Origin of the sequence: Vibrio sp. 10N.261.55.F4 (genome assembly GCF_041470465.1) — a bacterium.
Lineage (GTDB): Bacteria > Pseudomonadota > Gammaproteobacteria > Enterobacterales > Vibrionaceae > Vibrio > Vibrio crassostreae_C.
The window spans coordinates 53,851-69,671 of the sequence record NZ_JBFRMM010000042.1 but is presented as its reverse complement, the minus strand read 5'-3'; the positions used below and the strand labels follow the sequence as shown (position 1 = coordinate 69,671).

Genomic DNA, 15,821 nt, shown 5'->3' with positions numbered 1-15,821 from the left:
TTGAGTAAGCGCCCCCTTAATAGCAAACGTAGGCAACAGATGGCGAGCTTTTCGTTACTCGTTTACTCGCATCCCGTATCTACTCACTCACCTGTTATCTTAAATTATGCTTGTTGAGCTTTAGACTCAGACACTTGAGATTGAACGTCTGAAGAAGCGTTTTTACTCGCATCGCGCTTGGCTAACAACGTCACGACAATCAACTGAGCAACAAGAGCGCCTAACACAACCAATGCACTTCCCGTAAAGCCTGCGACTACAAAACTAATCAGAGCAATAGAGCCGTTCATCAATGCGTAAGGAAGCTGCGTCTTAAAGTGTTCAAACTGATCACACCCTGCCCCGGTTGAAGAAAGAATCGTGGTTTCAGAAATCGGTGAGCAATGGTCACCAAACAAGCCACCAGACAACACAGCGCCAATTGCGACGAGAAGGGGAGCATCTATCGCAATCGCGGTTGGAATAACCAATGGCATCATTATCGCGAAGGTTCCCCACGACGATCCCGTTGCGAATGAAATGATAGCCGATAATAAAAACGCGACCGCAGGTACTAACCAATATGGAAAGCCGCTCTGTGCTTGCTCAGCAATATAAGCTGCCGCACCCAACTCTTTACCAACGGTGCTTAATGCCCAAGCCAATACCAAGATGATCGCGACTGGCATCATGTTTCCCATGCCTTTTAAGTACACAGAAACACCATCAGACAACTTTCTTACACCGTAGTAAGCCATTAACGAAATTAATGTAATCGCCGCAAAGAAATAAGCCGATGATAACGCCGCTCTAAATGATGAACCTGCGACCTTTTGGAACGGGAAACCTTGTGGTACCAGCATGGCACACAACACCACCAGCATCACTAACAATGGTGCCCAGACAAAAGATGCCTTTGCATTTTTATGCGAGAACGGATTTAGTGATTCGTTATTCACGCCAGAGTTAATTCCCGCCTGGCAATCACGCTCAGCTTTTGCCATTGGCCCAAAATCTAAACCTTTAACGGACACGAGCGGAACGATGAAAATCGCGAGGAATGCGTAGAACTGAAAAGGAATCGCACCGATGAACGCATCCCAATCGGACATGTTGACATTCAACGCCGTGAACTCTTTCTGAATAAGGCTCATGATATACACGCCCCACCCAATGAAAGGGATAAGAATAGCAACGGGCGACGAGGTTGAATCAATGATGAATGCTAGCTTCTGTCTAGAAAGTTTCAGTTTATCGAAAAGGGGACGAAAAACAGGGCCAACAATTAAAGGGGTGCCTAAGTCTGAGAAAAATATAACGATTCCACCCAACCATGCTGACAATTGAGCTTGGCATTTATTGCTTACCCACTGAGTCACTCGCTTTGCAAACGCGACGCCACCACCGGACTTTTCCATCAATGCGACAAAGCCACCGATGAATACCAACAGCATGATCACACCAGCGTTATAGCTGTCGGTAAGTTGAGGGACTAGGTAACCTTTCACCATGGTACCAAACGTATCAAGCGGGTTAAGTTCGCTAAACATGCCAGTCAGCATTGCAACACCACTCAGCACACCAGCAAAAAGGCCTATCACCACATTCCTTGTCGCCAATGACAACACCAAAGTAATCACAATGGGGATGAGTGACGTGATATCTGTCTGTTCCATAGGTACACCTTAACCCTAAAATAAGAGAATAAATATAAATTAAATTTGAATATAAATTCACAAGCATCATTTGTACAGAACTTTATCCTCTAACTGGATAATTAGTCTTTAAATGCGCTTCAACATAGCCAGATAGACCAATCACCCTGCTTAAATAGCCAAGTTCGAAACGAAAAAAAGCCGAAAGTAGACACTTTCGGCTTTTGATTATTTATATCATTATGGTCGTACTACTGAACTCGTCGGTTAGACCGCTTTTCAGTATTCAGACGATCAATTACAACTAATTTCATCCCAGAACCAATTCGATTGAACTGGGCTTTCCCATACGCCCGGGCCGTTTTTAGCCACGAAGCACTTGCCGTTATGCGTCACTTTGTCGCCATTACTCACTTGGCTAACACCGGCTTGCCACGTAATAAATTCAGATGGATCGACAACCACTGGCGGTTCTGTCACAGGTGGTTCAACGGGTGCAGGGTCTACTGGTTCTGGATCGACAGGGGCAGGATCAACAGGCGTTGGATCTGTCACAACTGGTGGTGTTGGCTCGCCCGCTACTAGTTTCCAAGGGCCACCATTGGCAGGGTCATCCCCTTGTGTCCACCATTTCGCTTCATAGGTTGCGCCGTTATGCGTCACTTGGTCACCCGCGTTGTAAACCTTGGTCGCACTCCAACCATTACCACCCGGATCAGTACCAGGATCTACCGGATCCAGCTTATCGACAACTTTCACTTCAGGCCAACTCGCATGAGAACCATAGAAGTTGGTCACACACTTCTCGTAATCACCAGCCACCAGTGCGGAATAAGCCGTTTGAAAGCCCACTAGCTCACACTCAAATGAATACCCTTCTGGGCGGTCTGCGTAGTATTTCCAGTTACCATCCCAGTTGGTGTACAACACATCCGTTGCTCCGTTGAGATTCAAGCTTCCGTAAGGCGTTTGCTGCCAACATGTATTGGCTTCATCGGCTTCTACAGGAATTTCATAGTGCGCGGCTAACCCTTCCCAGTAACGAATACGGTTAACGGGTTGGCCTTTGTCTTTGTTCTGCTCGCCACATTCAATACCACCATTGATCACGTTGATTGTGGTACCAAAGCCATAGCCAATACCCGCATCCAATTCACGTTGAGATGGTGTCCATGTTCGGTCAATTACATGCAGCATTGCCGGTTTAGGCGCTTGTGGTGTTAAAAAGAACCAGATAGCAGACGCTAAGTTCAACCAAGAATCCGCCACTAAGCCCGGATTGTTGAGAAGCACCGTCGCATCGCCATCGAACATCACTTCAGAGAACGCGCCGTAATTAAAATGGTAAGAAAGCTGTTTAGCACCACGTCCGAAGTAACCCTGCCCCGCAGCACATGGCCAACGGGCATTCTGCCAATCATTCTGACCACAACCTGTGGTGTAACCTTCTTGGCCTTCAGACCAACCCATTTCGCGAACATGCACCAGCGCTTGCTGCCACTCTTCTAGAGCTAATGGATTATCAGAGGTGTTGCCTATCGCGATGTGCCCACCCGTCTCTTGTGAAAAGTGAGCAAAGGCCGTGATGATGGATTTCTTACAGATGGCGTCTGAGTCACGGCCATCTGTGTACTCTCCACAGAACGCTGGGAATTTACCGATCGCACGTAAGAAGCGAGTGTAGGTGTATTCTGGCGCTGCCATTTGAGTGAGGAAGTCCCATTCAGATTGAGGGAACACGCGCTCTACACGCTTTACGTTTTCAGGATTCGAAGGTGAACCGGGTTCAATCGCTTCAACGATGGTGTTCGGGCGAGTTTGAAGGGCCTGTGACCAGATCGCATACATAGGATCGGATGTTTTCGCTTGTTCAGCAGCTTGTAGAGCCGACTTTTCAACAAGGTAACCATTCGGATTTTGCGGATCAGGTTGAATGTTCAAAGACGCATGACTTTGCGCTGCTAATGTGCAGCCCAGTACTGTCGCCAAATATTTGATTTTTAACATGATGGATTCTCTTATCTGTCCTTAATAAGTCCATCAAAGAGTATGCTTCACATGTTAAATGGCCTAGCTGTAGCTGTGTGAATTTATAAAAAGTGCGAGTGATCTTTTTGATACATGGCTCAGCACAACAAAGCGTCTCATGGTTTCTTGAGCTGATATCTAGTTTCCAACTCATTTGGTTTCTAGGTATTGTTCATTTGATTTCGAGGTATTGCTCATAAGCCTTTAATGTAATGAATCAATATAATGAATCGACAACGAAAAAAGCCCCGAACTGAGTTCGAGGCTTAAGATCTTAATCAAAGCTGGTTAAATCTCTAAGAGATTATTCCCACTCGATAGTTGCTGGTGGCTTACCAGAAATATCGTAAACAACACGTGAAATGCCGTTAACTTCGTTGATAATACGGTTAGAAACCTTACCTAGGAAGTCGTATGGCAGGTGTGCCCAGTGAGCAGTCATGAAGTCGATAGTTTCTACGGCACGTAGAGATACAACCCAATCGTACTTACGGCCATCGCCCATTACGCCAACTGAACGTACTGGTAGGAATACCGTGAATGCTTGAGATACTTTGTGGTAAAGGTCAGCAGCGTGAAGCTCTTCAATGAAGATCGCATCTGCGCGACGCAGTAGATCACAGTACTCTTTCTTCACTTCGCCAAGTACACGAACACCTAGACCTGGACCCGGGAATGGGTGGCGGTAAAGCATGTTGTATGGAAGACCAAGCTCTAGACCGATCTTACGTACTTCATCTTTAAACAGCTCACGTAGAGGCTCAACAAGGCCCATTTCCATATCATCAGGAAGACCACCAACGTTGTGGTGAGATTTGATTACGTGTGCTTTACCTGTCTTAGATGCAGCAGACTCGATTACGTCTGGGTAGATAGTACCCTGAGCAAGCCATTTAGCATTCTTCAGTTTCTTAGACTCTTCATCGAAGATATCTACGAATACGTGACCAATGATCTTACGCTTAGCTTCTGGTTCAGCTTCGCCTTCAAGAGCATCAAGGAAACGTTGCTCAGCATCTACTTTGATGATGTTTAGGCCAAACTTGTTGCCGAACATCTCCATAACCTGCTCACCTTCGTTTAAACGAAGAAGGCCGTTATCAACAAATACACATGTTAGTTTGTCGCCGATAGCGCGGTGAGCAAGCATCGCAACTACAGATGAATCAACACCACCAGAAAGACCAAGGATAACTTCGTCGTCACCTACTTGTTCTTTAATACGTGCAACTGCATCTTCAATGATTGAAGCTGAAGTCCACAGACCTTCACAACCACATACGTTAAGAACGAAGTTCTCAAGCATTTTCAGGCCGTTTTTAGTGTGTGTTACTTCTGGGTGGAATTGAACACCGAAGTACTTCTTCTCTTCGTTTGCCATTGCAGCGTATGGGCAAGTGTCTGTTTCAGCGATCTTTGTGAAATCAGCTGGAATCTCAACTACTTTGTCGCCGTGGCTCATCCAAACATCTTGAGTAGACTCAAGGTCAGCGAAAAGTGCAGATTCACCAGTTACTTGTACAGCAGCGTAGCCGAACTCGCGTTCAGTAGACGTTGCTACTTTACCGCCAAGTTGCTCAGCCATAGTTTGCATGCCGTAGCAGATACCGAATACAGGAACACCTGAATCAAATACGTACTGAGGTGCACGTGGAGAGTTCTCTTCCGTTACACTTTCAGGGCCACCAGATAGGATGATACCGTCTGGATTGAATTCACGAATATCCGCTTCTTCTACGTCCCAGCTCCAAAGTTCACAGTAAACACCGATCTCACGAATACGACGAGCTACTAGCTGTGTGTATTGAGAACCGAAGTCCAGAATTAGAATACGTTGGTCATGAATATTTTTAGTCATTGTAAGCAGTCTTATTGGCTATGTGATAAAACGGAGGCGAGTTTACTCACCTCTGATTAACTCTTCAAGAAATAAAGCAAACGTTTTCGTTAGATATCTTTAACCACGTGTTTTGAGAAAATCGGACTTTTAACAAAACAGGCGGTAGATATAATACCAATCACAGTAAGTAAGTGTTCAGGAATAGCGTAGGAAAAAAGCCTGAGAACGAGGCAGGATTTTCTGATAAGTAGTTATTCTACAATCAAAAATTCTAACGAAGTTATCGAGGTTTTTAACAAGCTAGGATGACCAGTTATTTACTACGATTGGTATATTAATGTGCCGACTAAATCAGCACATTATTCAAACGTTTGGACGTATTATTAACCTAAACGGTAGTTAGGTGCTTCTTTCGTGATTTGAACATCGTGTACGTGAGATTCTTTCATGCCCGCACCAGAGATACGAACAAACTCAGCTTTAGTACGCATGTCTTCAACAGTTGCAGAACCCGTTAGGCCCATGCTTGAGCGTAGACCGCCCATCTGTTGGTGAACGATCTCTTTTAGACGACCTTTGTATGCGATACGACCTTCAATACCTTCTGGAACAAGCTTGTCTGCAGCGTTGTCAGATTGGAAGTAACGGTCAGAAGAGCCTTGAGACATAGCGCCAAGAGAACCCATACCACGGTAAGACTTGTAAGAACGACCGTTGTAAAGGATAACTTCACCCGGTGCTTCTTCAGTACCAGCGAACATTGAACCAACCATCACACAAGATGCGCCAGCAACGATAGCTTTACAGATATCGCCAGAGAAGCGGATACCGCCATCTGCGATTACTGGAATACCGTATTCGTTTGCAACTTCCGCTGCGTCTGCGATTGCTGTTACTTGAGGAACACCAACACCAGTAACGATACGAGTCGTACAGATTGAACCTGGGCCGATACCAACTTTAACTGCACTAACACCCGCTTCGATAAGAGCACGTGCGCCAGCACCAGTTGCTACGTTACCACCGATGATTTGTAGATCAGGGTATGCAGCGCGAGTTTCGCGGATACGGTTAAGTACGCCTTCAGAGTGACCGTGTGAAGAGTCGATAAGTAGAACGTCTACGCCAGCTTCAACTAGAGCAGCAACACGCTCTTCGTTACCAGCACCAGCACCAACAGCTGCACCTACACGTAGGCTGCCGCGCTCATCTTTACATGCGTTTGGTTTACGTTCTGCTTTGTGGAAATCTTTTGCAGTGATCATTCCAGTCAGTTGGAAGTCATCATTTACAACAAGAACTTTTTCAACACGCGCTTCGTGCATTTTCTCTTGAACTTCTTCACGAGTTGCACCTTCTTTAACAGAAGCAAGGCGAGCTTTAGGCGTCATTACTACATCAACTTTCTTAGAAAGGTCAGTAACAAAGCGAACGTCACGGCCAGTAATGATACCAACCAATTCGTTTGTTTCAGTAACAACAGGGAAACCGGCGAAGCCGTGTTTTTGAGTAAGGGCTACAACATCAGCGATTGTCGCGTCAGGGCTTACAGTTACTGGGTGAGAAACCACACCAGCTTCGTAAATTTTAACCTGGCGAACCATTTCAGCTTGCTGCTCGATTGACATATTCTTATGAATAAAGCCAATACCACCTTCTTGCGCAAGGGCAATTGCTAGGCGTGCTTCCGTAACAGTATCCATCGATGCAGAGATCATTGGGATGTTTAAAGAAATGTTTTTCGTTAACTGAGTGCGAAGATCAGCTGTGTTCGGAAGAACGGTTGAGTGTGCTGGGACGAGTAAAACGTCATCAAAAGTTAAAGCTTCTTTTGCGATTCGTAGCATTTGCAATATCTCACAACAAAGGTGTTAAAAGGAGTAAACCCAACTTTATCGTTTCGCATAATAAAGTGATTTGGATTTGATATTGCAGACGGATTATACGCACGGCGAAATCGCTTGGCTACACATTTTTGTATTTTTAATTTGCATTTACCCCCTTGCTATGTATTATATTGCCGCTATCTTCCATACTCACGCCCTGTGAGATTCCAAGAAAGACCTTCCTTCAAGGAAAGATAGTGCTTCTATGACTAATCCAAACATCTTTACTGTTTCTCGCCTCAACTCAGAGGTTCGTCTCCTATTAGAAAACGAAATGGGAATAGTCTGGCTCGTTGGTGAAATCTCAAACTTCTCTGCACCTGTCTCTGGTCACTGGTACCTCACGCTAAAAGACTCTCGCGCTCAAGTTAAATGCGCCATGTTTCGTGGCAATAACCGCCGTGTGACCTTTAAGCCTCAGAACGGCAATCAAGTTTTAGTCAAAGCTCGCCTATCTCTTTACGAGCCACGCGGTGACTACCAACTGATCATCGAAAGCATGCAGCCAGAGGGTGACGGTAAACTTCAGCAAGAATTTGAAAAGCTGAAGATGAACCTTGCCGCAGAAGGACTGTTTGCTCAATCAAGTAAGCAAGCTCTTCCTGAACACCCAAAACGTGTTGGCGTTATCACATCTAAAACCGGTGCAGCGCTGTTTGATATTCTTGATGTACTAAAAAGGCGCGATCCTTCGCTACCGGTTGTGGTTTACCCGACCATGGTTCAAGGCGAAGAGGCGGCGATTCAGATTGCCCAAGCGATTGGACGCGCTAACGAACGCAATGAATGTGATGTGTTAATCGTCGGCCGTGGTGGCGGCTCACTGGAAGACCTATGGTGCTTCAATAACGAGATCGTAGCTCGCACAATCGCAGCAAGCCAAATCCCGATTATCAGCGCCGTTGGCCACGAAGTGGATGTCACTATCGCTGATTTCGTTGCCGATATGCGTGCCCCAACGCCATCAGCTGCCGCAGAATTGGTTAGCCGTGATAACAGTCATAAAGAACAAGCTTTCGCGTCTAAACGTGCTCGCTTAGTCAGTGCGATTCGTCATGTGTTAATCAAACAGGCGCAATCAACTCAAACGTTGAAATACCGCTTAGAGAAGCAACACCCTAGCTACCAACTTCAAAAGCAGAGTCAGCAGCTTGATGACCTAGATATGCGTTTGCGTCGTGGTATGACTCAATACCTAAAACAGCATGCACAGCGTGTTGAACGTAAACAGCACCAGCTTCAATTGAACTCGCCAGTGAAACGCCTTGGCGAACAGAAACTGCATCTGCAACGTTCAGAGCAAAAGCTATTGGATGCAATGGACAAGACATTACTAACCACTCGCCACCAGCTCGCTATGGCTGCAGAGAAGTTAGAGACCGTTAGTCCACTGGCAACCCTAAAGCGTGGCTACAGCATTACTCATTCAGAATCGAGCAAGACGGTATCATCGATTAACGATGTCGAAGTCGGTGAAGTGATCACCACTCAAGTTGAAGACGGTGTGATTGAGTCGCAAGTGACCACAAGAGTGACTAAGAGCGAGCTTTAAGTTCGACCTAACGTTTCAAACCAGAAAGCCCTATCGATAATCGACAGGGCTTTTTAGTATCTAACGCTTTCAAAAAACTAACCTATTCCAACCCTACTCAGTAGTAGAAGGCTCCTTCATGGTTAGCATCCCTTCAGTCACAATAAAGTTGATGATGAAGTCTAGCCCTTGGCTCTCTTTGAGGTTGGTGAACACGTATGGCTTGGTTGGACGCATGCGTTGTGTGTCTTGCTCCATCACCTCAAGTGACGCACCCACATATGGTGCTAAATCGATCTTATTGATAACCAGCAGATCAGAACGCGTAATACCCGGTCCGCCTTTACGTGGGATCTTCTCCCCTTCCGCTACATCAATCACGTAGATGGTAAGATCGGCTAATTCAGGGCTGAACGTCGCACTCAAGTTATCACCGCCACTTTCGACGAATACCACATCGAGGTTCTTATGCAGCTTGGCAAGCTCTTCTACCGCAGCTAAGTTCATCGACGCATCTTCACGGATCGCCGTGTGCGGACAGCCACCCGTTTCAACACCAATAATACGATCTGGTTCTAGAGCCTCTGCTCGCGTAAGTATCTTGGCATCTTCTTGAGTGTAGATGTCGTTGGTTACCACTGCGATATTGAGCTTGTCGCGAATCGCTTTACAAAGCACTTCTAATAGCGCTGTTTTACCAGACCCTACCGGGCCGCCAATACCAATTCGAAGTGGTTGCTTATAACTTTCCATTGTCTACTTCCTTATATTCTTTTTGCTACATCGTTCGCGCTAACCGCTACGAACGAAATAGTCGTGTGTATTGTGTTTCGTGCAATGAACTCGCTAATGCCATCGAAGGCGAAAAGCTGCCTATCATCCAATCTTCTATCGTGCGGGCCTTTTCGATCACCTCAGGAAAGGTGTTGGTGATATTAATCAATGCCAACTGACCATCGGTTTGACCTAAAGGCACTAACTTGACCCCTGCGGTAACGATGTTTTCAAGCCAACTCCATAAATAACCCTGCTTGAGGCTCTCTAAATCAATACCCCAATGCTGAGCCGCCATACACATGCCCAACAATTGGTTTGGATGACTATCAACAGAATCCACCAGCGAAATATCGATATCCAAGCGCTTCAACAAGGTGTTCAATGCATGCCCACGCTGCTTTTCTTCCGCTCGCAATTCACTGGTTTCACGGCTTGAGTATAAGTAGTTACACCAATGCTCAATCTCATCGATTTCACCCTTTTCTAGCGCGTGATAAAGACGCTCTAAGATAGGTAATTCCAAAGTTGCGACACTGGAACTGACGATGGTATTAAGCCACTGTTCCATGCTGTTGCGATCGGTCACCCACCCCGCTTCAACCGCTAACTCTAAGCCTTGCGAATAAGTGAACCCACCAATCGGCAACGATGGACTGATCAATTGAAACAGACGATAGACGGCTACATTTTCTGTTGTGGTCATAATCGTGCCCTCAGTCTTCCAGAATCAAATAAGTTCGAGAGCCTACGCGCCTAACAGCAATAGTGCGCTTGCTGAAGCCACGCCGACTGACAACCATTTAGAGTAAACCGCGCGACCAACAAAAGTACCGATAACCATCAGAGCCAAAGCACTGATACTCATGCCTGTTGCGAACTGAGTCAGGTTGCTCGCGGCTTCAACGCCGTGTGCGTAACCATGGAAAAACAACATAGCAATCGAAGCAACTAATACGCTGTTTACACGCTTGGTTGATGGTGAGAATACATGCCATAAACATAAGCTGACGACAAACAGAGAAGCGATAATGGCAGGCTCAACAATCACAGAGAAACCTAGGGCTTGGCCTGCGATAAGCCCTACCACTAAAGACACCAATCCACCACCAATCAGAGCTGCTTTTGTCTTGGTGGAAAATGACAGTGCGCCAATTAATAAACCGAAAGCGATCAGCATGATCAGATGATCCATGCCAGTCACAGGGTGAGTTAAGCCAGACATAAACGAGTGAGACTCATGAACTGAATGCGCCCCATGTCCTGGGTGAGCGAAAGCCATCGTTGATGTTGTTAGAGAAGCTATTGTGAAAGTGCATAAGCCTGCAGCTGTTTTAAAGTTCATCGCGAGTTCCTTGCGTTTATAGTTATTAATATTTGTTGTTATATAAATCGTTTAGTGAGTCATCAATGACTCGATTAATGATGGTGATGATGTCCACCTGAGCGACCGCCATAAGCGCCACCTTCAGGTTCAAAGGGTTGTTTTTCGGTCGTCACTATCGCGCCCAAACCTTCCACCATTTCATCCAAAACATGGTCGTGTTGATAGCGAACCCACCCCGCTTCCACTTGCAGCGGAACATGACGATTGCCAAGGTGGTAAGCCACTCGTGTTAACAGGAGCATGTCTTCACAGTAAACAGTCGAAACGGTTTCTGGTGCCGCTTTCACTTCCACTACCAAGCCACATTCACTCGACAGTTGTTCGCCACCACGCAAGATATGACCTCGCGGTAGAAACAGGCCGGCATTACGTCCGTCATCTAACATCACCTTAAGACGGCTTTTGATTCGGCTATCGATCGGCAGGCTTAAGTAGCCATCCGGTGCATTTTGCATTTGAGTATTCAGTTGAGTCAGTTCAATCATTGCTATTACCTCAATCTCCTTGTGAGATTTATAACGTTCAAAATAAGAGCCCTCAATTAAGAGCTAAAACAAGAGCCTTCTGCCGAGCTATTAGAATAAAAAATATCTCTGAGCCATTGGCAGCTCTTCTGCAGGCTCACATGTCAGCAGTTCCCCATCGGCGCGTACTTGATACGTCTGAGAATCCACCTCAATTTTTGGCATCCAATCATTGAGCTTCATGTCGGCTTTACTGATGTTTCGGCAGTTGCTCACAACACCAATCAAGCTCTGCAGACCCAATTGCTTGTCGATGTTCTGCGCCTTGGCTTCTTTAGAGACAAACAGCATTGATGTGTTCTGACACGCCTTGCCATAGCTACCAAACATCGAGCGATAGTGAACTGGCTGAGGTGTTGGGATTGAAGCGTTTGGGTCACCCATCGGCGCCATGGCGATCATGCCGCCTTTCAAAATCACGCTTGGTTTCACGCCAAAGAAAGCGGGCTTCCACAACACTAAGTCTGCTAATTTCCCTGCTTCGATAGAACCGATTTCATGAGACATACCATGAGTGATCGCTGGGTTGATGGTGTACTTAGCGACATAGCGTCTTAATCGGAAGTTATCGCTGTAGTCTGAATCTTCTTTTAGGCTGCCGCGCTGAACTTTCATCTTGTGCGCAGTTTGCCAAGTTCGAGTGATCACCTCGCCTACACGTCCCATTGCTTGTGAGTCCGAAGCGATCATCGAAAAGGCACCTAAGTCATGAAGAATGTCTTCTGCGGCAATGGTTTCACGGCGGATACGTGACTCTGCGAACGCGACATCTTCAGCAATCGATGGTGACAAGTGATGACAGACCATCAACATGTCTAAGTGCTCATCGACGGTATTGATGGTGTAAGGGCGTGTTGGATTGGTTGAGGAAGGCAAAACGTTCGGCTCACCTGCAGCACGAATAATATCGGGAGCATGACCACCGCCCGCACCTTCGGTGTGATAGGTATGAATCACGCGGTCGCCGATTGCGCCAAGTGTCGATTCAACAAAACCAGATTCATTCAGAGTGTCGGTATGAATCGCAACTTGTACGTCCATCTCGTCAGCCACACTCAAACAGGTATCGATTGAAGCGGGAGTGGTTCCCCAGTCTTCGTGTAACTTCAAACCCACCGCGCCTGCCGCTACTTGCTCACGTAGTGCTTCTGGCTGACTGGCATTGCCTTTGCCTAACAAACCAAAGTTCATCGGGAATTGATCGAGTGACTCTAGCATGCGGTGCATGTTCCAAGGCCCCGGTGTGCATGTGGTCGCGTTAGTACCTGTGTTTGGCCCAGTGCCACCGCCGATCATGGTTGTCACACCTGACGCCAGTGCTTCTTCAATCTGTTGTGGGCAAATAAAATGAATGTGTGAATCAATACCACCAGCAGTCAAGATTGAACCTTCGCCTGCTAAAATTTCCGTGCCCGGGCCAATCACAATATCAACGCCCGGTTGAACATCTGGGTTGCCCGCTTTGCCCAATGCCTGAACTCGACCATCTTTGACTGCGACATCGGCTTTTACGATGCCCCAGTAATCCAACACAATCGCGTTAGTGATCACCAAATCTGGAGTTTCGGCACTTGGACGTTGGCTTTGCCCTTGTCCATCACGGATAACTTTGCCGCCGCCGAATTTCACTTCGTCGCCGTATACGGTGTAATCTTTTTCAACTTCTAGCCATAAATCAGTGTCAGCAAGACGCACTCGGTCACCGACTGTTGGCCCAAACATTTCGGCATAAGCCTGTCTGGATATCGTCGCCATGTTCAATCCTTTGTTATTTTCATTATTCCGTGGGAGCGCTTAGAGCTTGCCCATCACCTTTCCTTGGAAGCCATAGATCTCTAACTTACCGGCGTAACGCACTAACTCGACGCTGCGCGACTGACCCGGCTCAAAGCGGGTTGCAGTACCCGCAGGAATATTGAGTCGAAAGCCTTTAGTGACTTCTCGGTTAAAGATCAGCGAAGGGTTTGCTTCATAGAAGTGGTAATGAGAGCCAATTTGGACAGGACGATCGCCAATGTTTTGCACCTTAACGGACGTTGTGTCTCGGCCTTCATTGAGAGTGATGTCACCCGGTGCGGTTTCTACTTTTCCGGGAACGAATCCTGAGTATTGTTTTGTGGAACCAGCCATATTACTTCTCCCTACACGATAGGTTCATGAACGGTCACCAGCTTGGTGCCATCAGGAAAAGTGGCTTCGACTTGTACATCAGGGATCATGGAAGGGATCCCCTCCATAACGTCATCGACAGTAAGAAGTGTGCGTCCAAAATCCATTAATTCTGAAACGGTTTTACCCTCGCGGGCACCTTCGAGAATGGCACTGCTGATCAGTGCGATAGATTCTGGGTAGTTGAGCTTTAAGCCTTTTTGTTTGCGCTGCTGTGCCAGCATTCCTGCGCAGAAGATAAGTAGCTTATCTTTTTCTCTTGGTGTTAATTCCATTTAGCCGCCCGCTGTTAGTGTTGTTTTCTTATTGCTCAAAAACGCATGAGCAGTAAGTGGGATTCAATCACAGCAAGCTTGAAAAAATGCACCTAGGGTCGGAAGTCACCCTAGGTACAAAAAAGGCTAATCGCTAAGTCGCCCAAATCCTTGGTAAATCAGGAGTCGTACCACATAAATGAGAGCGAGTTGCTTGCCATATCTGACCAAAGGCCTGGAGGATATCTTCACTCCAATTACCCAAGGCTCGCACCACAATCAATCCTTCTATCTGAGTCGCGCCCAATATTAATGTGGGTTCACTCGACATTTTTGATGTAACTGATTGCTGTGAAGCTTGCTGTGTAATAGATAAGAGCAAGCTCTGTACCAACTCTAAATCTTGCTTCTCATTTGAAGTGATATAAAAGGTTCCCATCATTGAATAATCAAGTAACCCCATATTTATCATTAACTTATCGCCACCATGAAAATTAAAGCCTTCAGTCAGAAGCCTTTGATTATCAAGATAGATTTCTGTTTTCCCAACGAGATGACCATGCTCGAATCCCTCATTCTGTGCAGGGCGTCCAAAACAGTGCATCTCCCAACCCCAAAACTGTGCACCCTTTTCTAGGCGAATTTCAGTATCTAAACGAACGTGTGCATTGGGGAAAAAGATGTTCTCTTGCGGCATCCATTCCAAGCGTGCATCTTTCTTCACTCGTAGGGTCTGCTTCTGCTTGGCGTACTTGTTGTTTGAGCGATAAAACTTGGTCGCACCGGGTGTGGTAATCAACGCGTGAGCACCGTGCTCAAGATTCACGTTAATATTGAGAGTGTCACCACCTACCACTCCGCCGGGGGGATGGAGTAAGTAGGTGTGACACGTTTCCCCATCAGGATACAGGGGGCGTTGCACCGCAAGCGGACCAGACTGCTGACGATTCTTTAATACGGTTTTATCACCTCGATCGACAAAGGTGAGGTTTAAACTCGCTTGCCAACCATCACGAATATCTTGTTCGATGGTCTCATTCAAAGATAAAGCTTCTACTAAAGAAGCCTTGCTTACTTCATTCGGAGAAAAGAGAGAATTCATACGGTTAGGTACTCCTTTATCAAGGACTCATCGAGCCCTGTCATTTCACCTTCTGCCACTTGGCGTCCACGGTCGATAATGCAAAAACGGTCACCGACCTTTCTTGCAAACGGCAGCTTCTGTTCAACCAACAGAACCGTGAGCCCCATTTTCTCGTTGAGCATGCGAATGATGTCGCCAATCTCTTGCACAATATTGGGTTGAATACCCTCCGTCGGCTCATCCAAGATCAATAGCTTTGGATTAACCACCAGCGCACGCCCAATCGCTAGCTGTTGCTGCTGGCCACCCGATAAATCACCACCGCGACGATGTAGCATCTCTTTTAACACTGGGAAAATATCGAAGATGAATTCAGGGATCTTGCGGTCACCCTTTTTACGAATCGGTAAACCGACCTCTAGATTTTCTTGAACAGTGAGCATTGGGAAGATCTGGCGACCTTGCGGTACATAGCCGATCCCTTGGCGTGGACGGTCCTCGGCATCGGTTTTCAAAAGTGACTCACCCGATAAGGAGATGTCACCGCTTTCAACCTTCACCAACCCCATAATGCATTGCAGTAAGGTGGTTTTACCGACACCATTTCGCCCCATCAATACCGTGCATTTGCCTTCTGGGATCTGCATGTCTAAATCCCACAATGTGTGGCTCTCACCGTAATATTGATTAACTGATTTAACCTCTAGCAT

General features: G+C 46.5%; 14 protein-coding genes. 1 reads left to right on the top strand and 13 read right to left on the bottom strand.

Features of this window, described 5'->3' with window-relative positions:
• Positions 1 to 104: 104 nt before the first annotated feature.
• The 4 genes from AB4249_RS19520 to guaB form a co-directional block, all read right to left on the bottom strand.
• Complete coding sequence (locus AB4249_RS19520) at positions 105 to 1,655, bottom strand: Na+/H+ antiporter NhaC family protein (RefSeq protein ID WP_065584648.1); 1,551 nt, start codon at positions 1,653 to 1,655, stop codon at positions 105 to 107.
• Positions 1,656 to 1,928: 273 nt separating this feature from the next.
• The gene (locus AB4249_RS19515) at positions 1,929 to 3,641 is read right to left on the bottom strand and encodes a chitinase (protein ID WP_102333725.1); all 1,713 of its coding nucleotides are present in this window, start codon (positions 3,639 to 3,641) and stop codon (positions 1,929 to 1,931) included.
• Between the two features lie 325 nt (positions 3,642 to 3,966).
• Positions 3,967 to 5,520: a glutamine-hydrolyzing GMP synthase gene (gene guaA, locus AB4249_RS19510; protein ID WP_017066418.1), complete on the bottom strand. Its 1,554-nt coding sequence runs from the start codon at positions 5,518 to 5,520 to the stop codon at positions 3,967 to 3,969.
• Between the two features lie 365 nt (positions 5,521 to 5,885).
• Complete coding sequence (gene guaB / locus AB4249_RS19505; RefSeq protein WP_017062496.1) at positions 5,886 to 7,349, bottom strand: IMP dehydrogenase; 1,464 nt, start codon at positions 7,347 to 7,349, stop codon at positions 5,886 to 5,888.
• 244 nt (positions 7,350 to 7,593) lie between these two features.
• Between guaB and xseA the strand changes: the two genes are divergently transcribed.
• Positions 7,594 to 8,940 (top strand): exodeoxyribonuclease VII large subunit, encoded by a 1,347-nt coding sequence (gene xseA, locus AB4249_RS19500; protein ID WP_065584650.1) that lies wholly within the window; start codon positions 7,594 to 7,596, stop codon positions 8,938 to 8,940.
• 93 nt (positions 8,941 to 9,033) lie between these two features.
• On the opposite strand, the gene ureG is transcribed toward xseA, so the two are convergent.
• From ureG to urtE, 9 genes are all read right to left on the bottom strand, one after another.
• Positions 9,034 to 9,672, bottom strand: coding sequence for an urease accessory protein UreG (gene ureG, locus AB4249_RS19495; protein ID WP_017062498.1), 639 nt, complete (start codon positions 9,670 to 9,672; stop codon positions 9,034 to 9,036).
• A 46-nt stretch (positions 9,673 to 9,718) separates the two neighbouring features.
• Positions 9,719 to 10,399 (bottom strand): urease accessory protein UreF, encoded by a 681-nt coding sequence (locus AB4249_RS19490; RefSeq protein WP_065584651.1) that lies wholly within the window; start codon positions 10,397 to 10,399, stop codon positions 9,719 to 9,721.
• Between the two features lie 42 nt (positions 10,400 to 10,441).
• Positions 10,442 to 11,038: a HupE/UreJ family protein gene (locus AB4249_RS19485; RefSeq protein ID WP_017079882.1), complete on the bottom strand. Its 597-nt coding sequence runs from the start codon at positions 11,036 to 11,038 to the stop codon at positions 10,442 to 10,444.
• 74 nt (positions 11,039 to 11,112) lie between these two features.
• A complete protein-coding gene (gene ureE / locus AB4249_RS19480) occupies positions 11,113 to 11,565 on the bottom strand; it encodes an urease accessory protein UreE (protein ID WP_171732545.1) in 453 nt (150 codons plus the stop codon).
• 90 nt (positions 11,566 to 11,655) lie between these two features.
• On the bottom strand, positions 11,656 to 13,359 hold the full coding sequence (gene ureC / locus AB4249_RS19475) for an urease subunit alpha (protein WP_017084416.1): 1,704 nt from the start codon (positions 13,357 to 13,359) through the stop codon (positions 11,656 to 11,658).
• A 39-nt stretch (positions 13,360 to 13,398) separates the two neighbouring features.
• Positions 13,399 to 13,734, bottom strand: coding sequence for an urease subunit beta (locus AB4249_RS19470; RefSeq protein WP_017062503.1), 336 nt, complete (start codon positions 13,732 to 13,734; stop codon positions 13,399 to 13,401).
• Between the two features lie 11 nt (positions 13,735 to 13,745).
• Positions 13,746 to 14,048 carry an urease subunit gamma gene (ureA, locus tag AB4249_RS19465; RefSeq protein ID WP_004735119.1) on the bottom strand — a complete coding sequence of 101 codons (303 nt, stop codon included), beginning with the start codon at positions 14,046 to 14,048 and terminating at the stop codon, positions 13,746 to 13,748.
• A gap of 133 nt (positions 14,049 to 14,181) precedes the next feature.
• Positions 14,182 to 15,129, bottom strand: coding sequence for an urease accessory protein UreD (locus AB4249_RS19460; protein ID WP_372104483.1), 948 nt, complete (start codon positions 15,127 to 15,129; stop codon positions 14,182 to 14,184).
• Positions 15,126 to 15,821 (bottom strand): urea ABC transporter ATP-binding subunit UrtE, encoded by a 696-nt coding sequence (gene urtE, locus AB4249_RS19455; protein WP_017062505.1) that lies wholly within the window; start codon positions 15,819 to 15,821, stop codon positions 15,126 to 15,128. Before urtE ends, AB4249_RS19460 begins: the two co-directional genes overlap by 4 nt.